Genomic DNA, 18,008 nt, shown 5'->3' on the forward strand with positions numbered 1-18,008 from the left:
TGGAGACTGGCGCAAAACCGACCTCGTCATCCTGCCGCTGCATCGGCTCGGCCCCGCAAGCGAGGACACCGGTCCGCGCCTGCCGCCGCCAGGCCGTAACCAGATTGCGGTGAACGTCGTGTCGCCGAGCAACCTCGACAACACTGGCCCCAGGCGCCAGACTCTCCTCCACGATCCGAAGCTTCTCCGCACTCGTCCTCCGCCGTCGCCGCTCAGGACCGCACAGAACCGTAACCGTCGTCACGTTTGCTCATTTGTTTGCGAATTAATGCGCAAACCATCTCACGCTCGAACCCGATCCGGGAAGGCGGCCTCCACCGGAGGCGTACCTTGTGGGCGACGATAGTCGTCGATCAGGAATTGGGTCGAGCCGGCGCGATCCGTCCCTACGAACGGAACCTCGAGCGAAATCTCGCGCTCCTCCCCGTGCGGGGCAGGAGGTTTTGGAGCGTTGTTGGATAGCGCGCTGCGCAATTGGCTCGAGCTGAGGTTGATGTTTTAGCTCGTCTTCCTGACGATCACGCGCGAAACCAAGTCCGAGACGATGGCCATCTTCCGCTCTGAATGTTCGGAAGCGATCACTTGGGCAAGCTGTTCTGCAGTCCCGATTGCTGCACGAATTTCTGCGACACGGTAACCGCTTCCTAGGAAACTCGAGATTTGCGCGCCCTCTGTGAGAAAATCATATAGGCGTCCGAGCACAATATCGTCAGCTTGCGCTGCCGGAACTCTAAGTTGATCCGGCTCTTCTGATGATAGAGATCGACCTCGGCGATTCGGGGTGACGTAATATCAATACCGTTTGCCGTTCTTACTCGTGTGGCCCGCGGCGAGACGGTTACCGGCGTCGTCGTACATGAGTCCTCTCAGCACGTTCGGACTCTCGGCGTTCGATCGCGATCGTCTCCTATGGCCGTTCGCGCTGAGCTGGGCCTGAACGGCATCCCAGGTCGTCGGGGAGATGAGTGCCGGATGTTGTCCCGGATGACGAGCACCCTTATGCACGATCTCTCCCAGATAAAGGGGGTTGGAGAGGACCTTGTAGATATGACCGCGAGCGAAGGGGAGATTGCCAATAGCCCGCTCCCGCTGAATCGAGTAAGGCTTTGTGCGGAGATTGAGGCGAGCCAGCTCGTTCTGAACGTTCCTGACGTTCTTGAATTTGAGAAATAGATCAAAGATCGTGCGCACAGTCTGGGCCTCAAGATCGTTGACCTTGAGAGTGCGATCCATGCGGTCATAGCCGAGAGGGACCCAGCCTCCCATCCACATACCCTTCTTTTTGGAGGCAGTGATCTTGTCGCGAATCCGTTCGCCGGTTAGTTCGCGCTCGAACTGAGCAAAGGATAGCAGCACATTTAGCGTAAGGCGCCCCTTCGAGCTCGTCGTGTTGGGTCACTGAAACGAACGAGACGCTTGCAGCGTCGAACACGTCGACAATCTTTGCGAAGTCCGCAAGCGAGCGGGTGAGGCGGTCGACCTTATAAACGACGACGATGTCGACCGCCCCCGTCTCGACGTCAGCAAGGAGCTGCTTCAAGGCCGGACGATCCATCGAACCGCCCGAGTATCCTCATGTGTCTGGGTGCGACCGGGAGCTTATCAGGGGGGCTCAGGGCGTTATTGCAAGTCAAAAGCTGAAAGACGCGGTGGCTAACGGATATACGCGCAATCTTAACAGGTTGGCGAATGATCTCGGGGAGCGCGGTCTATCGTTTGACGGGAGTAGTGACGCTTTCTTGCTCGCCCATGCTAAGGAAATCTCCAAGGGTGATAAACTTATGTGGGCCGCGGTGGGGGCGCTTAGAGAACATCGTGCCCCCAACGCTCCGGGCGCTTCATCTATTGGTGGGCGCCCACCGCTTCCTCCTGCCGTTGGTGACGAAGGGTTCATTAAGGGCGCCATAAGCCACGCCCTTGAGAGCAACAAGTTGGGTTCGACTACCGCCCGGAGTTTCGATTGGGCGCTTCGCAAATTCTCCCGAGAGCTAGGGCTTTACAGCGATTCGCTTTCTGCACTCGCACGTAGCCCTACGTGTCTACGCGGACAGATTGTTTCGCAACGACGGGGGGAAAATGGTCTTGTTCCTGCCAGTGAACGACGCCGATCCTACAGATCCTCGTTGCCAAGGGAATCATTGGTCGCTGCTGTTCGTTGATCGCCGCGACCGGAACTCGCCGATTGCCTATCACTACGATTCCTTCTGGGGATTCAACGAGACGTCTGCAGACCATCTGGCAGGAAGGCTGGGCCTCCCCGGCGACTCGGTGCAAGCCGGCATGGCCCAGCAGCAGAACGGCTGGGATTGCGGCGTCTTTGTCGTGGACGGCACGCGAGCGCTGGTTAGGGGGTTGGTGGCAGGCCAGCGAGGCCTGCAGAACCTTAGCAACTCAGCGTCAGTCGGCCGGCACTGCAAACCCGACTGAGGGGCTGTTAAGGGGTCAACTGCTCCTATGAGCAGCCAAGACCAGCCTCCTGAAGTTGCAGATGCTTCTTCAGCAGTAATTCGGTCACACCTTAAGCTGACATATCGGTCTTCATTGTTGCTTCCCTTCTCAATGAGAGGATCAATCAGTGACGGAGGTCGGCAGCTCCTGCCGCCGGGCAACGAGAGACACTCAAGAGTCGTGCCAGCGGCGGGGGAAGAGGTCCCGAAAAGCCGTCCTTCATTCTATTCAACAACTTGAACCTCGAGCGCGGCAGCCCGTCGGTCGAGCATCATGTGCCGCAGACGCGATAAGCCGAGCAACTGAGAGCAACGCAAGTTACGTCGGAAGAGCTGCAACCGGAAGCGGTGGGTGGCGTTGGAAGGCCAGCGGCGTCGAACAGCAGGTCGCATGCCGTGCCGCCGATGATCGCGTAGTGGTCCTCATGTCCCGCGAAAAACTCCCGGAACTTCTCGATGCCAGCTACCATGTGATTTTCTCCAAGAGATGTTCTGCCGCCATGGAGACACGTTCGTCTCGTTGATCCCTGAACTGAGCGTAAAGTGACAGAGGGTCCACGGTGTCGGTGTCAGATAATGCGGCGGGATCGTGTGCCCACGTCTCGATGACAAGATCGGCTTGATCGCGGCTGGCTTCAACGAAGCCGGAGGTCTGTGCGATCGCCTTAATTGCCGGCGGCGACGGCGTAGGTGGCGATCAACGGCCTGGACAAATCGGTCAGCGCGGCAAGCGCCGATTCGCCAGCCTGCTTGAGGGGTGCCTGGAAGTGATCGCCTTGGACGAACTTCACAGCGCGCACCGGGCTGCGGAGGACCGCGCGCCGCCTCGAACAACTGGCGTCCATCGTACTTGAAATCGAGCGCTGGCACCTGACCCTGAAAAACCGCATTCTGCTCGACAACTACTACCTGCCCGGCGACCTCGAACGCCAGATACGGGCCTTCATCGAACACTACAATCACGTCCGCTATCATGAGAGCATCGACAACCTCACTCCTGCCGATGTCTACTTCGGCAGGGCTGAGGCGATCCGCGCCGAGCAAACGCATCAAGCGCAACACCATCGCAAACCGCCGCTTGCAGCATCAATTGCAAGCGGCTTAAACTCTAACCACTGATGAGCCAGAGCCTCCCTTCTCGAAAAGCCTGATCAGTCTCAAATCATCTGACGACGGACAATCACGGACAAGCTCCGTTCGTACGGCGCTGCGAGGGCGAAGATGGGCTTTCACGTCGAACATCGCCAGCAAAAAGCTCTCAACAATTGGGCCGAGAATTCTCATCAGCCGATGCGGCGACGCGAGCGGATCATGAAGCGTTTCAAATCGTCCCGTCAGGCTCAACGGTATCTGTCAGTTCATGATCAGGTCGCGAACCTTTTCCACATCCCCTATTCCGGAGCCGTCACTGCCGACTACCGTCGCGCTTCGCGCGGGCGAGCCTTTGCGACTTGGCGCGAGATCTCCGCGACAAGCGCTATCGCCGAATCTCGAACCTTTGAGAAGCGCCTCCTTCGGCTCGCGGTCGATTAAGTTGACGATGCCCCGCTGCCTCCAGCAGCACGCCAGCCGCGATGGAATTGCAACCCACGGTGATCCGGGTTTTGGAGCGGCTCTCGCCCGACACCAGTCGGACTGTGTGCGCGGGAAACTGGGGTGCACGCCGAAGGCGAACATTATCAGTGGAGGGAGATTCCACCCAGAGAGTTGTCGATTGATCTGGTAGCTGACGAGCGGTTCAGAGGGCAACTTCCGGATCGGAGCCTCGTGACAAAGGCCGTCTTTGGACGGTTGAGCGATCCACTGGGCCGTAGGGCGAGTAAAGTCTAAGCAGGCCTCGAAAGAAGCAATGTGGATGCAGACCCACCCCCAATTTGGGGAAGGCCGCGCGGGAAGCAATCGACACATGCACCTGTCCGGTCCACCGGGGTAATGGACACGGCACGTTGGAAGGGTGATGCGCGTCGCGGCTTCGACGCTGCTCCTGGCAGCGGACCGTGCGGGAGTCGGAAAGGGTCGTACGACCGCTGAAGCCGGGTAATGCCGGTGGAGGAAAGGACCCTGACCGCCGAACGGGATGTTCGTGCCGCCGAGAAAGACGCGGCGGCCTGTCAATCGGCGTTGGACTGGGGTCCATGCCGAAACACATCCCTCGATTTGTCTCACAGGCGCTGATGGCGAACACTCAAGAACTCTGCATCTGGCCGAGCAGCAATGGCTCAGGACAGTTTATTCGTAACCCGTTCAGACGTCGGCTTTGTTGAGTTCAAGACGCTCAATCCCCCTGCTGCTCGGGTCTCATCTGGCTCAAGCCGAGAAAGGCTGCACCGAATCGAAGCCGAACTCCTTCACACATCGCGCAGATCGTTCCCTCAACATAGTTCAACGCTCGTCAGCTCGACGTAAGCTGAATGTCTTAGATGCTGCAACCGTTCGATGTGGGCTGATAGGTCGCCTTGATTTGCTCAGTCCGACAAAGGAGTAGGGAATGGATCCCTTTGATGCAGGGCAGGCTCAGCGCGGTGATGGCAGCACTGCCGAATCTTCCGAACGCGAGGACCGGGAAGGTGAGGAGGCCCAGTGGGTTGGAGTCTTGACCCACGCGGTGCTCGCCGCTGACGATCCGGCAAACCTCGGGGTTTCTGCTCCTGAGGGGGGGCACGACCAGATGCTGGAGGAGTGGGCTGTCGAAGAGGGGCAGAACCCGCTCGAGGATCGGCAAGAGGCTGTAAGGCGAGTGAATGCTTGGAATCAGGGCGAGCTGAATCTTGGAATGCTGCGCCTCACCAGCCTGCCTCCACTTCCGGCCGGGCTCCACTTGCTCGACGCGTCCTTCAACCGGCTGACCAGTCTGCCCGAGACTCTCCCTGACGCACTCTCTTCGCTCAGTGTTAGGGGGAATCAGCTGGCCAGCCTGCCCGCGCTTCCGGCCGAGCTCGCCTCGCTGGACGTGTACCACAATCGGCTCACCAGCCTGCCTGACGCCCTCCCGGCCGCGCTCGAGGACCTCAACGTTGGCCACAACCAATTGACGAGCCTGCCCGAGACCCTCCCGGCCAGGCTCGAAAGCCTTGACGTTAGTGAAAACCAGTTGACGCGTCTGCCAGAGACTCTCCCGGCCAGTCTCGAAAGACTTGACCTTAGCCAAAACCAGCTAACCAGCCTACCCACGGGCTTGCTAACGCAGTTGGGTGCTGCTGCCGAGATGGTTGTGTCTGGCAATCCGCTGCCCGAGGAGGTGCTGACGAACCTGGACACAATCCAAAGTGCCTATGGGTATGCCGGCCCGAGGGTCTTGTTTCTGGCCGACGAAGGAAGTGATTTGTCCGAGACGGACGAAGATCAGTCGGAGGAGGACGCCGCTGCGCAGTTTCTTCCCGAGACAGTAGCGGACTGGCTCAACCGGGATCCGAAGGAGGGTGATCCCGAGGTGGTGGCCAAGTGGCAGAGCTTTGCAGAAGAACCCGGCGCCCAGCAATACGCAAACTTCCTCAACGGGCTGCGGGGTACCGTGAACTCTGGGAACGAAGGATTCCAGCAGGGGGTGGCCAATGATCTGCGGCAGGCGGCGGCCAACCCGCAATTGCGCGCGCAGTACTTCCAGCTTGCTCTTGACGCCAACGAGAGCTGCGCGGATCGCAGAACTTTGACCTGGAACGGCATGCAAACCGCACGCCTGATCGCCAACGTCGAGAGCGGGCTCTATGACAATAACGAGGGGGTAGCGGCCCTCGTTGATCTAGGCCGTGTCATGTTCCGCTTGGACGCACTGGGGGGGATCGCGCGCGAGAAGGTCCAATCGCTCCGCACGGGCGACACCATCAACGACGTCGACGAAATCGAGGTCTACCTTGCCTATCAGGCCAAGCTGCGCGAGCGGCTGGGGCTGCAGCATATCGCCCCGGACATGAACTACTTCTACGACTCTTACCTCACCGAGGAAGACATTGACAGGGCTGAGACGTCTGTGCGGAGCAAGGAGGCGACGGGGTTCGCCGACTATTTGGCGACGGACTGGAAACCTTGGGACGATGTGGTGCTCCGCATTGAACCCGAACACCATGCCACGATGGAGAAACAGCTCGCCCATGCCTTGGAGGAGGAGTTCCAAGGCCGACTGAAGCAAAAGCTCGTTGAAGCCGGACTGATCGGCGCTGAAGCCGATGTCGTTGCGGATGCCGAGCGGGAGTTCGGACACCAGGTCAGCAAGGACATCGCTCGCGAGATCAAGGGGGCTCTGAGGGACACGGTGTTCAACAAACGCGGCCTCAGTCTGTGAAGCGGCGTCTGCTGCTTGACCACGCGGTCCTTTCCAGATCGAAGGATCAAGCAACTGCCTGAGCGAGGTATTGGTTCAACCGCAGCGCGCGGAAACTGAAAACTGCGACGGCTGATCAGCCATTATGCTGTGAAGCGGCAGTAGTGCTTTGCTTCCGATGGCGAATGGAAGGAGGGCACAGCTGACTGTGCTGCTCACTCTCGAAGCCAGCAGGCCCGGCGGTGCGAGTTACCGTCTCGGCTTTGGGTGCACTATGCCCCTGGCTTGGATTGTGGCCGTGCTCTCGCGACTGTTCTGACGAGAAGGGCACCTCGGGAAACCAGGGTGCTCTTTGTCGTTTAGGGGATTAGCCGGGCTTCGGTAACGATCGCGAGTTGCCGCCCGTGTTCGATGATTAGGTAGTTAGTCCCTGGGCGTAACAACCGGGAGCGCGGATTTCGAATCCAATAGCATAGTCGTTGGGCCTATTTATCATCTCAAGGGGGACGTTGATCCCCAATGCTGGCATGAGTGTTGGCTGCTATTCGGGAGAAAGGCCAACCGGTACGGAACGACCCGAAAGCCGTTAATTCCAGAATGCCGGCGGGTTAACGTAGCCGTTAAGGGAACGTTGAGCGCGCGCGGCGTCCGCGAAGTGCTCGGCGCCGTCCATCGTCGGCGCGTGCGCGTGGGAACTGAAGCCGAAACCTTTCGGCCAAAACGAAACCGCGCCGGCCGGATCAGTGAAGCGGATAACGTGGGGCATTTGCGTTCCTTTCGCGTTGCGCACAATCGCGCGTGTTCAGAAATCGAGCGGCGACGAGCGAAAACGCCCAATTGCAACCCTTCTCCACTGTAGCAGGTGTTCTGACGCGTGATCGTTTATGATGGCGGCAATCAACAGAGTTGTCGAACGAAACGTTCTGCCCATAAAAAACGTGCCAAGGTGCTCGTTGCGGAAAATTCGTGTGTTGTTATCACCCTGTTCAAGAGTGCCATGACAGCCTCTTGCGAAACCAAGCCGAAGTCGGCCAAGGCGCAAGAAGCAAGCTGTGATGAAATTATGTCCGCACGAGCCGCAATCGCCTTTGGCAGTACAAGCGCGAAAGTCTCCTTTGCGTAACCGCGTGGAAATACGTCAGAGCCCAAGCGCTCACGCAAGTAAGAACGGAGGAGCTCCTTGCCCGAGCGAAGTGCAAACGGAAGCTTCGCTCCAAAATTGATCAATCTCGGATCGCCGAATGGGCGGACGGGCCAAAGTCCTCGCGTCGCGAGTGGGCGAGCATGACAAAGACTTGCGAGCAGAGTTGTGGATAGAGTGGCGCTGATGGGGGCGCTAAAAAGGAAGGATGAACGAGCGGCGTCAAGCCCGCGTTTCGTCAATAGGTCTTCTGCAAGCCCAAGCGCGATATCCAGGTGGGGTGAAGACGGAGATCTGGGTTCATCCTCGTCGTTGGTGAAGCGAGCGCAAAGCTCGTCTCCTCCTATGCCGGTCCAGATTATTTCGCAGCCATCACCGCGGAACCGATCCCAGAGTGACCCGAACGCCTCAAGGTAATACTCTGAAATGAGTGGCAGACGTCCTTTCAGGTCAAGATCTAGATCAATCGCCGGCATGTGGGCGTGCATGTCAACTTTGTGATCGCGGCAATCCAGTGCGCTCAAAATGCTCGCTCGGCGGTCAATCTGCTTGGGGCTACTCCCGTCGCCCAATAGTATCCCGCCACATGCTAGCGATGCTACGTTCTCGCCAACAGCAATTGCGACGGAAGCGGAGTCCATTCCTCCGCTCAGCTCCACAGCGCTTGCGCAGAAGGCCGTCGGCCGCGAACGAACAACCGCCTGAAGAGTATCAGAAAACTCAAGGACATGATTGCTCTCCTCTCGTCCAGAGAGCTCAGGGGCTGATGAAGTTGTCGCGCCGTACACAAATGACGTTTCCGATCTGTCGACGTACAAGGTGGAGCAAGCAGTCAGCAGGTTAACGCCAACGCAGGCCTGTCGCGCAGAGTAGAACGTTCTCATAGATAGATGATGGGCTATGATTTCTGCATCAATCGTTCCCGAGTTATCCAAAAGATCGACGAAATCCCAGGAGAGCGTAACCGTACGAGTGCGCTCCTCCACGTGGAAGTAAATTGGGAGGCTACCTATATGGCCTGCTCGTACACGCAACCGAGGACCCCGGCGAGCGGCCTCGATCACGATAAAATCGAGCGGCCAGTACATGCATTTCTGGTAGTGCTGACGAAACTGATCCGTAGACGCATGGGCTATTACGACCGAATGAACGCCAGCCCCGTCCGCCGCTACTTGACGCTCACGTATGACGAAGAACCATTGCTCAGTGTTCTTCACTAACGAACTCTCAAGACTCTTATGTTGGAACGGCCGGATGCAGCTTTCACCAAACTGTATCGAACTGCCTTTGGCAACAGGATCGTAGTTTTCCAAGTCGGCTATTTTCAGAGTGGCCTTGAGCATTTGTTCCTTAAACGTTACCGCCTCTCGTGGGAGAGGCGGTAACGGAGTTAAGAATGATCTTAAAGGTAGCCGAAGTTACTGCTGTCGTTAGGGAAGGGGCCCTTCTCTCCCTGAATAGTGGGAGGTGGCAGCACCGGTAAGGGGAGGTCAGTTGTATCGGGCCGCGATGGCCGCTTAGACGTGTCTGCAGTCGCGCTCTTCATGTCTGTTCCTATTGATAGCGTGATCGGGCTTCTCGTCGTGTGGCGCGGCAGCGTGTCGAACCACACTATAACGTCTCTCATGTGAGAAGCCGGGCGACAACCTACCAAGATTTGGCGGGGTTGGATGACGGTGCTGGACAAAACTGGGTTGGAGTCTAGTAACGGTAAACGGCAGCAAATTCCGCAGAGCCGCATCTTTACGTGAGATCGTATGGAATCCAGATCGCAAGGCCATGTCGGCTCTCTCAGTGTAAGCAAAGCCCCATTCCCTGGATCCACCGCAGATCAGGTCAACGACAGCGCATTGTCGCCGGTTTCCGAAATTCTGCATGCGTACTGGCGATCCGATCGGCGCTTGCTTCTCATCGTTGCCACAGTGGTGCTGATCTCCAGCGCGAGCAGCGTCGCAGCCCCCTATGTATTTTCGAGTCTCATTGATCGTCTCCCGCGGGAGGAAGGCATGTCGGCGCTTGCCTGGGGATTCGCCGGCTATGCGGTCCTGCTCGGCATAGCCTCCGCATTGCAGCGCATGCTGCAGTATCTTTCCTTCATGACAGCCGAGAACCTGGGCTTCATCGCTGCAACTCGCTTTTTCGATCGCATCCTGAGAAAAACCTCGGCCTTTTTTCTTGAGCACAATCCCGTGGAGATACAGAGTGCGGCCGCGCGCGGGTGCAGCGGGTTGACGACGTTGGTCCAGCTTGGAGCTATGATATTCATCCCGGCTGCAGCGCAGCTTCTGCTTACGCTCGCTACTCTCGGTGTGCTCGTCAATATCCAAATCGCTGCAATCGTCGTCGCTTATGGGGCTGTCGCGATTACATTGGGGTGGAGTTCCACGCGTCGGGCGCGCGTGTTTCTGGACCGGGCCATCGAAGCCGGACAGGAGAATGCGCGTTTCGTCGGCAACGTCATGAACTCCATGGACACGTTGCGCCATTTCGGTAGTCATTCCTGGATGAGCCAGCGCTTTACGATGAAGGCGCGGGAGGTGCGCGATAACTGGCGAGCCTACGTGTTTCAACGATTGGCCTACATAGCCGTGCTCGGCTTAGCCATCGCGCTACAATTTGCCGTCACACTTCTCCTTCTAATGCCTGAATACCGGGCCGGCGCGGTCACGATCGGCGATATTGTGCTATTCAACACGCTTCTACTCCAACTCAATATGCCCTTCGAGATGGTCGCGCGCGCGATCTCTGACGCGGCGCGGTCGCGAGCCGACCTCATTCCTCTCGCCAGACTGTGGGTCGCACCAGAAGAGCGGCGAACATCTCATGCTCATGATTTCACGCCCTCCGCTGGCCAGCTATCCTTCGAGGGCATTCGTTATGCCTACGACAACGGTCGTGGCGTTACGAATGTCTCGTTTATGGCTAGGCGCGGCGCCATTACCTTCCTTGTCGGCGAATCCGGATCGGGGAAGTCGACAATATTCAAGCTCGTCCTAAAATCGATTGAGCCAGACTGCGGCCGTATTCTGGTCGATGGAACCGATATAGCGACCATCGATCACACGGATTGGTATGCCGCAGTTGCTGTTGTGCCGCAGGACGTGATGTTGCTCAATGAGTCGGTAGCCGACAACATTCTGCTAGGACGGCGCCGCGACGAGGTGCGCCTTCGCGGTGCGTCGGAAAAAGCCGCAATTCTCCCCATTATCGAGGCTCTGCCGGAAGGATTTGAAACAACCGTTGGAGAACGCGGTTTGAAGCTTTCAGGCGGGGAGCGCCAGCGTATTGCTATTGCCCGCGCGCTCTATGGCGAGCCGGCGATCCTTCTTCTCGACGAGGCCAGCTCCGCGCTTGACGAACGAACCGAGCGGGACATTTTGGACCATATTCGCAGCCTGGCGGAAGATGTGACCGTGCTGGCAATCACTCATCGCAAAGGCGTCATTTCTACAACCGACGTCGTGGTCGAGCTGACCGACTGCGGTTTGTCCTTGACATAGGCGAAGGGGATGATCAGCCCGGCGCGTTGATTGTCTGCACTGCAGGCGCATTGCTGGACGAGATGCCTTCGCAATTGCAAGAAGTGGCCCACGCAATTAAGACGTGTCAATCGTGCATACGATGACGTAATTGCGGTCGGCGCCCGCGGCTCAAAAAGGTCCGCTATCTTCAAGCCTTCCCGCAAGCTCGCGAATCGGAGGGGACTATGAAGCAACCGCCAGCCTGTTGAGCTCGTCGGATAGCAGGGGAAGGTATTTTTCGAAGCGTTCGGCTCTTTGGTTGGGGACGAGCGCTGTCACCACTTCCTGGAGGGCCTGTCCGACGACGGGTACGATTGACAGCACCGATCGCGCTACGGCGGTCGTGACATCGGCGCCGCTCGTTCCCAAGTCTGGTTTTTCTGAAACGCCCGGGTGTTCTGTCATGACGACGATACAACCCGAACGGGCCAGCGAACGCAATTCCCCGAAAGGGGATGGATTTTTAGGTGCAGGCTGTCCGCGGGTGTAGGAACCCGGACCGAAACAGGCTGGCGATCGATCGGCGTCGATTGCTGCCGAAAGCGCGGTGAGCCTTGGCGGGCTCGCTAGGCGCTACTGGAGCGCCTTGGCGGGCGCGCCCTTCTGGCTTTATGCCGGGGGCGCTGCGCCATGTCCAGAGGGGAAACCTTAAAAGCGTTGCGACCTGTCTTTCGGCAGGTTCCTACCCCCGGCTGCCAGTCTGACACTGGGCGCCGTTGTAGGAAGCCAAACCGAAAGACTAACCACATGCAAACCCTCATAGAACAGCCAGCGGACTCCGCCGGGCGATTTTATCCGGCCTCGCTATCCAAGCGGGAGCGGGAAACGACTCTCCAGCGCCTCCGCAGACTCAGGAAAGAGGCATCGGCCGAAATCGAGCGGAGCGGGACGATTGCGATCGCGAGGACTGCTTCGAAGACGACGAGCCCGACCTTGGAAGCCTCGATTGCCACCACAGCCCGTTTGCATTGGCACAACCCGATGCCGACACCTCGGTTCATCAGATGCACCGGGTCGCATGGCAATCATCGACCACGCCAGAGCGATCAAGATCCGCGAAGAGGCGAGGGTCGCGCTGCTCGAGCGTGACAGCAACATCGTTCGGCCCCAGCCGGCGAAGGCGGGGGTAACGAAATGCGCCTGATCGGCTTGTTGGTGATGCGATATCGGCTCAGGCTGGCGCGGAACGCGATCCTGCTGAGCCGCAAGCTGGCGACGATCGGCAGCGGCATGCTGTTCTGACCGTCCCAAAAAAATACGCCGCCGGTCTCAAAAATACATGCCCGGCGACGTTTTCTTCCCGAACTGGGACGCTGAAATCCCCAGCCTTAAACGTACTGCACCGTGTGTGCCACAGGCTCATGACCGGCGGGCCGAAGGCCCTTGAGCGTCTGTGCTCGGCGCCGGCATGCTGTTCTAGCCACCTTTAGAATACGTCTTGACGGCGGTTGCTTATCGGAGCCGCCGTCTCAGCCGGTTAACCCCCGCCGTCTTGGCCGCCTTAAATATCTTTGCTGGTCAGCGGATCGTGGCTCGAAGCAATGCCACCGGTATTGGGCCAAAGTTGATATCCCTGCTTTGCAAATGCATCAGGGTCAAAGCCAATAAGGCCCGGTGCAGTCACGTCCCTAATTTCCTTTGCAAACGCCCATGAGCCGACTTTTGGAGCGGGGAGATTGCTACCACTCTGCTCTTTGGTAATTGCCGATTGAGCACCGGCCTTAAAAACATATCCCTTCACTGAAGACTCCACATTGCCCTGCCTTGCGAGGTGGATATCCTAGATCCATTTTGCGGATGCGGCACCGCAATTCATGCGGCGGGGAAGATGGGACGTAGGAGGATCGGAATTGATGTCACATATCTCGCCATTCAAGTCATACAAGACCGCTTCAAGACTTGGCTTCCACAGGCGTATGTTCAAGCTGTTCGCGACAACAGTGCCTCACGAGCGCGAACCACAGCCCCTTGTAAAGCGTTTGCTGCTCGGCTCTTGGGACGGAGGCAGCAACGACGCTCGGAAGACCCTGGAGGGCCTTGAGAAGCGGAAGACGCCCCTCAGCGATCACCTTCACGATGTGCTGCCCGCCTGGTGCGCGATTTCATTTTCTTGAATGGTGAGTTCACCAGGTTGTTTGAAGAGTTCGAACTGCTGGCGGCACTGGCATATTTGACCCTGTCGAATTCGCTGGAGGATTTGCAGAACACCTTGAGCAAAACTGGCGGACGCGATTTCGCCTGGAGCCCAATCGGGCGTGCCGGCTGGGACGGACAAACCAGGCGGCAGATACTCAAAGGATGGAACACGCCCGAGGCAAATGCCGCAATCCTGAAAGCGGGATTCGCGAACAAATCTGCCGAATATTTACAAGTTGGCGATCGACAGCCTGAGTCGTCTCGCAGAACACGTGGGTTGGCGATGGCCGGGGAATCGCGGCTTCGCTATTGGCCGGCCTCAATCGGACCTATCAGGTTCGCCCTTGGTTTTCTTTCGAGCGAAATAGTCGATCATCGCGTTGAAGTTAAACCCGATGCCGGCGATGTTCGCCTTTAGCTCGAAGAAGCCGGCAACCGTTGCCAGCCCGCCTTTGGGCGTGCTGTCTGCCTTCGCCGCAGCGGATACCGTGCAGCTGGCAAGAGTTTCCGTCACCCGGAGCAGCAGGTTCAAGCGGCGATCATTGAAGATTGGCTCGGCCGGAGCAAGAGCTTGAAGATGCGTTTTCGCCTCGGTCAGGCGATCGGCTTTGGCCGACCAAATCGCGATCGCAGCATAAGCGAACACGAAATCCTCGAACTCATGTCCCGGCAGGTTCTCTCGCTTTACGGATCGATCTCGGTGGCGGCAGCATCGATTTGCTTGCTATAGAGCAAACATCCTGCGACGTGGACCTTATCGAGGTCAGACCCGCCAAGCGCAATTGCCTGACGATAAGCCATTTCTGCCTGATTCCACTCGTCAGCATATCGGTAGCTGTCGCCTAACTCGCGTTGAATGGCGGCCCTGCCGCTTTTTGGCCAGGGATCCTCAAGCAGCAGCGCGTGAAATTGCAATGCCGACTCCTTCAGCATCGACTTGTCCCGTTTCATGCTGCCGAGAAGTTGAAGGAGCCCGCCATAAAGGTGCTTCTCGTACCCATCCAGCCGCTCATCCGCTTCGGTCTGCCGCACAAAGCCAATGATTTCGCCCAACTGTTGCTCGGCGGTTTGCGTGTCAGCAATCATGAAGTATTGAACGGCTTTGGCTCCCCGATACTGCAGCTGGTTTTTGCGGTCGTCATCCAGTTCGAGGATGCGGTCTAATATTTCCATTCGAGCTGCAAATGGCAGATCATCAAATTCAAGATCTGCCGTTCGCCAGCAACCATCAAGATGCGCCGATGGTGCTGTCCCACATGGTCGCACGACGGCTGGAGAAGAACGCAAAGCTGAAGCGGCGCCTGTCGGCCGGTTACCGGCAAGAGCTGACGCTTCAGAACGGCATCGTTGTGCGGGCGATGACGCTCCCGTTTGACGGTGACCGGGTCGGCGAGCTGTTCAAGTTCACCACCCAGGGGCTGCTCTTCCATTTTTCGGGATTGTGCTCGATCGGCAGGAGCACGGGGTCTGGGCGAGCTGCTAAACCGGCCCGGGGAGGAGATCCACCGGAAGCTCCTGGCGCAGAATGCCCTCGTCCGGGCAAAGGGCGACATCGGTGGCGGTACCTTCGTCTACGAGGGGCGCAAGGCATGGATTTCCCGGAGATGTCGGTCTGGGCGTTTCAGCTGTTCGGGGGCCTTCGCGTCAGTGGCGACGCCCAGGAGCCCGAAGCCATGACGCGGGTGGTCGGCGGGGTGACCGCCTCGCAACGAGTTCTCCGGCTGCTCGATGATGGTCAAGGCTCCGATGCTCCAACAGCGGCTTAGCTGCCATAAGAGAGACGAGCGAGAGAGCAGCAAAATGCCGATACGGAAGAAGTGGAAGCCGAAATGGAGCGAGCCATGCCCATGCGCCTCCGGAAAGAAGTGCAAGGATTGCTGCTTCAAAGCTGATGTCCGCTTCGAGTGATCTAGCGGACTTAGGGGAGGGTATTTCTGCTTGGGTGTTGTCTGCACGTCACGCGCGCGCATCAGCGGTTGCCGGCATAGCGGTTGATGACGCGGAATAGTGCGCGGATGACTTTTTGGTTTGTGATCGAATCCATGTTGCACATCCAGAGATGATCATAACCGATCTATGGGGTCTGTCAGGCGAGGCAATCCTCAAATTCTAGTGGCATTTCCAATGCCCGCGCCCCATGACCACCAAATCGCGGGAGGTAATTTGGGCGCAGGATCATGGGCGCGAAGATGCGCGCCGAGACTGCCCGTAAGGCTGCCAAAGGAGGCAGCGCAGAAGGGGGACCGCGCGGAGGAGGAGTGGTCGATCCGCATATAAGGTACGGCGGGCCCCCGCGTCGCCGATGCGCGACGAAAAGCAGGGCCTGGTGCGGAAGTGATCGGCTTTGAGGGCGAGCGCCATAAACCTTAGTATAGTTTCCGTGGCCCCTTTGGATGCCGGACCCTTACCTACGTTCGATTGAGCCGCTGATCGCGATCATCTTAGCTAGGGTGTGCGGTAGCGCCCCGCTATCGCCGCCCTCCTTGGGCGTTTCCTCCCTAGACTTGGGCTGCTTGTGGCAACGCAGGCGGCCTATCTTTTTGATGCCGTCAAGGTTCGCATCAATTCCGCGCCTAGCGAACGACTCTGGATGTAGTCGATTGACCTCTGCGAGCATCTCGACTGACTATGCGTTTCGTCTTGAAGCGTGCACCCAGATGGCGCGAACGGCCAACTAAGTAAACGTCTCTGTGCGTACCTTCCCCTGAAGCGTCGCCTTCCACCGTCAACGTCATCAGGCCTTACAACCCCGCCCTTCGCGCGGCGAGCCGTGCCAGGCCGGACCAGTCGGCGTCGCCGTCGCCTTGCGCGACGCCCTCGATGAAATGATCCCGCACCAGGCTCGCGACCGGCATCGGGACCGCCAGCGCGTCGGCTGCGGCGAGCGCCAGCCGCATGTCCTTCAACCCGAGCGACATCTTGAAGCCATCAGCGGGTTGTTTCTCGTCGGCGATGATTGGTCCGTAAGTCCGATAGACCGGCGCTGAAAACAGCGTGCTAGTCAGAATATTGAGATAACGATGCGGGTCGATACCGGATTTGCGCACCAGCGCGAATGCCTCGCCCAGCGACTCGAGCACCGACGCGATCAGGAAATTGCCGGAGAGTTTTACCAGATTACCTCGGAGGGGCGGTTGCTGATGACAAAAGTCTCCTGACCCATCGCATCAAACAGCTGATGGCAACGCTTGAGCATCGCGTCAGCGCCGGTCGCGATGATGAAAAGCTTGGCTGCCGCCGCGGGCCGCCCGAACACAGGCGCAGCGACGTAACCCTGGCCGGCTTTGCCATGCGCCTCCGTCAGGTGATCGGACAGCCCCACGCTGATCGTGCTCATGGAAATGTGGATGGCATCGCGGCGAAGCGCGGAAAGCGCGCCGCGGTCTCCGAACTCGACGCCCTCAACGGTCGCGTCGTCGGCGAGCATCGTGATGAGAATTTCGTCTTGGCAGGCATCGGCAACGCGCTCGGCGATTTTCGCGCCCTCGCGCGCCAGGGCTTCAATCGCCGTACGAACGGAGCTTATCCGTGATCATCACGCCACGCGCGGCGGCGTGCCGGCAGATTTCAAGAGCTTCTTCATGAGCCGCTGCGCAGCGCGCGAGTCTCTTCGGCGCTGGATCAAGACGTCGAGAACGAAGCCATTCTGATCGACAGCGCGCCAGAGCCAATGTTGTGCGCCCGCGATCGAGATAACGACTTCGTCCAGATGCCATTTGTCACCGCGAGCGGGTGCGCGCTGGCGGATCCGATCGGAGAACGGCTTGCCGAATTTCCGCCCCACTGGCGCACGGTGTCATAGGTCACGCCAATGCCACGCGCCGCCAGGATTTCCTCGACCATGCGCAAGCTTAAGGGAAACCGGAAATACAACCAAACGGCACAGCTGATCACTTCCGGTGGGAAGTGATGGCGGAGATCAAGAGGGTCCCGGGCGGTCGGCATGCCGGTTGTCTACCCCATCGGTCGCTCCAATTCGTTAACTTGACGGTGCCGGTTGGGGGGGAGCCTACAAGCGTTGGCAGGCGACGAACTCCACGAGTTAAGGTATTCTGGAGAAAACTCGGTCGCGCATCTCCGCGCAAAGCCGGGACACCGACCAGATCAAGGAGATCACGGATGGCCCACAAGAAACTGGTCAATCAGAGCGGGCTGCTGCTTACAGTGTTGCTCATCACGCGTGTTGGCTCGGAGCCCAACCAGTCCGTGACGACGCGCGGCAGCAGCTGGGATAACGTGCTGAACACACATGACACGCTGCCCTCAGCGGAGCGGGCGGCTTGAACGTGGTGGGCTCGAATACGTAACCGCGGTCCACGGCGCTACGACCACCGACTCTCTACGGCCTAAACGCCGCCGGCAGTTTGATGGAAGCTCCCGTCGGCGACCAACGCCTCCCGGAAATCCTACGCTTTGTCGTGCTTGGACATCGTCCCCTCTCTGTGATCACTTCCAGACAGTGCGTCGCCGCCAGTTAAGCCTGTGGTCAGGCATAGGCACAAGCG

General features: G+C 58.6%; 17 protein-coding genes and 3 pseudogenes. 8 read left to right on the plus strand and 12 right to left on the minus strand.

All coding sequences use genetic code 11. From position 1 onward, the window contains the following. From K359_RS55060 to K359_RS66440, 3 genes are all read right to left on the minus strand, one after another. Positions 1 to 244 (minus strand): transposase (locus tag K359_RS55060; RefSeq protein ID WP_156928980.1); only part of this gene is annotated, 244 nt, incomplete at its 3' end. Between the two features lie 548 nt (positions 245 to 792). Then, positions 793 to 1,356: a recombinase family protein gene (locus K359_RS57845; protein ID WP_029084528.1), complete on the minus strand. Its 564-nt coding sequence runs from the start codon at positions 1,354 to 1,356 to the stop codon at positions 793 to 795. Then, entirely contained in the window at positions 1,238 to 1,555 is a 318-nt protein-coding gene (locus K359_RS66440; RefSeq protein WP_084518725.1) for a recombinase family protein, read from the minus strand. The genes K359_RS57845 and K359_RS66440 overlap by 119 nt, the downstream gene beginning before the upstream one ends. 527 nt (positions 1,556 to 2,082) lie before the next feature. Here K359_RS66440 and K359_RS0142070 point away from each other — a divergent pair. Continuing rightward, positions 2,083 to 2,427 carry a hypothetical protein gene (locus tag K359_RS0142070; RefSeq protein ID WP_156928981.1) on the plus strand — a complete coding sequence of 115 codons (345 nt, stop codon included), beginning with the start codon at positions 2,083 to 2,085 and terminating at the stop codon, positions 2,425 to 2,427. A gap of 685 nt (positions 2,428 to 3,112) precedes the next feature. On the opposite strand, the gene K359_RS65960 is transcribed toward K359_RS0142070, so the two are convergent. Further along, positions 3,113 to 3,238, minus strand: a complete 126-nt coding sequence (locus K359_RS65960) for a hypothetical protein (protein WP_256375207.1) — start codon at positions 3,236 to 3,238, stop codon at positions 3,113 to 3,115. 61 nt (positions 3,239 to 3,299) lie between these two features. Here K359_RS65960 and K359_RS59865 point away from each other — a divergent pair. From K359_RS59865 to K359_RS0142085, 3 genes and pseudogenes are all read left to right on the plus strand, one after another. Beyond that, positions 3,300 to 3,552, plus strand: a pseudogene (locus K359_RS59865) (integrase core domain-containing protein); the annotation flags it as partial. A 65-nt stretch (positions 3,553 to 3,617) separates the two neighbouring features. Then, positions 3,618 to 3,969: pseudogene (locus K359_RS55070) on the plus strand (DDE-type integrase/transposase/recombinase); the annotation flags it as partial. A gap of 966 nt (positions 3,970 to 4,935) precedes the next feature. Then, positions 4,936 to 6,726, plus strand: coding sequence for an NEL-type E3 ubiquitin ligase domain-containing protein (locus K359_RS0142085; protein ID WP_029084531.1), 1,791 nt, complete (start codon positions 4,936 to 4,938; stop codon positions 6,724 to 6,726). 565 nt (positions 6,727 to 7,291) lie between these two features. Here K359_RS0142085 and K359_RS0142090 read toward each other — a convergent pair. Both K359_RS0142090 and K359_RS65060 read right to left on the minus strand, forming a co-directional pair. After that, positions 7,292 to 7,471, minus strand: a complete 180-nt coding sequence (locus K359_RS0142090) for a hypothetical protein (protein WP_029084532.1) — start codon at positions 7,469 to 7,471, stop codon at positions 7,292 to 7,294. A gap of 131 nt (positions 7,472 to 7,602) precedes the next feature. Next, positions 7,603 to 9,189, minus strand: coding sequence for a hypothetical protein (locus tag K359_RS65060; RefSeq protein ID WP_225024810.1), 1,587 nt, complete (start codon positions 9,187 to 9,189; stop codon positions 7,603 to 7,605). A 414-nt stretch (positions 9,190 to 9,603) separates the two neighbouring features. On the opposite strand from K359_RS65060, the gene K359_RS0142100 reads away from it, so the two are divergent. Together K359_RS0142100 and K359_RS65965 are read left to right on the plus strand one after the other, a co-directional pair. Beyond that, positions 9,604 to 11,346 (plus strand): ABC transporter ATP-binding protein, encoded by a 1,743-nt coding sequence (locus K359_RS0142100; RefSeq protein ID WP_084518727.1) that lies wholly within the window; start codon positions 9,604 to 9,606, stop codon positions 11,344 to 11,346. Between the two features lie 1,039 nt (positions 11,347 to 12,385). Further along, on the plus strand, positions 12,386 to 12,511 hold the full coding sequence (locus K359_RS65965) for a hypothetical protein (RefSeq protein ID WP_256375208.1): 126 nt from the start codon (positions 12,386 to 12,388) through the stop codon (positions 12,509 to 12,511). 357 nt (positions 12,512 to 12,868) lie between these two features. Here K359_RS65965 and K359_RS62260 read toward each other — a convergent pair whose 3' ends face one another. The 3 genes from K359_RS62260 to K359_RS0142135 form a co-directional block, all read right to left on the minus strand. Continuing rightward, complete coding sequence (locus K359_RS62260; RefSeq protein WP_156928982.1) at positions 12,869 to 13,108, minus strand: hypothetical protein; 240 nt, start codon at positions 13,106 to 13,108, stop codon at positions 12,869 to 12,871. Positions 13,109 to 13,822: 714 nt separating this feature from the next. After that, positions 13,823 to 14,149 (minus strand): hypothetical protein, encoded by a 327-nt coding sequence (locus tag K359_RS0142130; protein ID WP_029084537.1) that lies wholly within the window; start codon positions 14,147 to 14,149, stop codon positions 13,823 to 13,825. 38 nt (positions 14,150 to 14,187) lie between these two features. Next, entirely contained in the window at positions 14,188 to 14,676 is a 489-nt protein-coding gene (locus tag K359_RS0142135) for a hypothetical protein (protein WP_029084538.1), read from the minus strand. Positions 14,677 to 14,687: 11 nt separating this feature from the next. On the opposite strand from K359_RS0142135, the gene K359_RS0142140 reads away from it, so the two are divergent. Further along, the gene (locus K359_RS0142140; RefSeq protein ID WP_029084539.1) at positions 14,688 to 15,269 is read left to right on the plus strand and encodes a hypothetical protein; all 582 of its coding nucleotides are present in this window, start codon (positions 14,688 to 14,690) and stop codon (positions 15,267 to 15,269) included. A gap of 975 nt (positions 15,270 to 16,244) precedes the next feature. Here the strand turns inward: K359_RS0142140 and K359_RS65065 are convergent. From K359_RS65065 to K359_RS55085, 3 genes and pseudogenes are all read right to left on the minus strand, one after another. Next, the gene (locus K359_RS65065; protein WP_051346723.1) at positions 16,245 to 16,583 is read right to left on the minus strand and encodes an NAD-binding protein; all 339 of its coding nucleotides are present in this window, start codon (positions 16,581 to 16,583) and stop codon (positions 16,245 to 16,247) included. A gap of 29 nt (positions 16,584 to 16,612) precedes the next feature. Further along, positions 16,613 to 17,029 (minus strand): NAD(P)-binding domain-containing protein, encoded by a 417-nt coding sequence (locus tag K359_RS65070; protein WP_224497070.1) that lies wholly within the window; start codon positions 17,027 to 17,029, stop codon positions 16,613 to 16,615. Further along, positions 17,010 to 17,448: pseudogene (locus K359_RS55085) on the minus strand (IS6 family transposase); the annotation flags it as partial. The pseudogene K359_RS55085 and the gene K359_RS65070, both read right to left, overlap by 20 nt. A gap of 174 nt (positions 17,449 to 17,622) precedes the next feature. On the opposite strand from K359_RS55085, the gene K359_RS55090 reads away from it, so the two are divergent. Continuing rightward, positions 17,623 to 17,787 carry a hypothetical protein gene (locus tag K359_RS55090; RefSeq protein WP_224496552.1) on the plus strand — a complete coding sequence of 55 codons (165 nt, stop codon included), beginning with the start codon at positions 17,623 to 17,625 and terminating at the stop codon, positions 17,785 to 17,787. The last annotated feature ends 221 nt before the right edge of the window (positions 17,788 to 18,008 follow it).

Source organism: Bradyrhizobium sp. th-b2 (assembly GCF_000426785.1).
GTDB classification, from domain to species: Bacteria; Pseudomonadota; Alphaproteobacteria; order Rhizobiales; family Xanthobacteraceae; genus Bradyrhizobium; species Bradyrhizobium septentrionale.

What these genes read in the sequence shown, in the direction of transcription:
- K359_RS65965 (WP_256375208.1), top strand. Translation starts at nt 12,386, where the DNA reads ATGGCAATCATCGACCACGCCAGAGCGATCAAGATCCGCGAAGAGGCG.
- K359_RS0142090 (WP_029084532.1), bottom strand. Translation starts at nt 7,471, where the DNA reads ATGCCCCACGTTATCCGCTTCACTGATCCGGCCGGCGCGGTTTCGTTT.
- K359_RS0142135 (WP_029084538.1), bottom strand. Translation starts at nt 14,676, where the DNA reads ATGGAAATATTAGACCGCATCCTCGAACTGGATGACGACCGCAAAAAC.
- K359_RS55090 (WP_224496552.1), top strand. Translation starts at nt 17,623, where the DNA reads ATGGCCCACAAGAAACTGGTCAATCAGAGCGGGCTGCTGCTTACAGTG.
- K359_RS66440 (WP_084518725.1), bottom strand. Translation starts at nt 1,555, where the DNA reads ATGGATCGTCCGGCCTTGAAGCAGCTCCTTGCTGACGTCGAGACGGGG.
- K359_RS0142100 (WP_084518727.1), top strand. Translation starts at nt 9,604, where the DNA reads ATGGAATCCAGATCGCAAGGCCATGTCGGCTCTCTCAGTGTAAGCAAA.
- K359_RS0142085 (WP_029084531.1), top strand. Translation starts at nt 4,936, where the DNA reads ATGGATCCCTTTGATGCAGGGCAGGCTCAGCGCGGTGATGGCAGCACT.
- K359_RS0142140 (WP_029084539.1), top strand. Translation starts at nt 14,688, where the DNA reads ATGGCAGATCATCAAATTCAAGATCTGCCGTTCGCCAGCAACCATCAA.
- K359_RS65060 (WP_225024810.1), bottom strand. Translation starts at nt 9,189, where the DNA reads ATGCTCAAGGCCACTCTGAAAATAGCCGACTTGGAAAACTACGATCCT.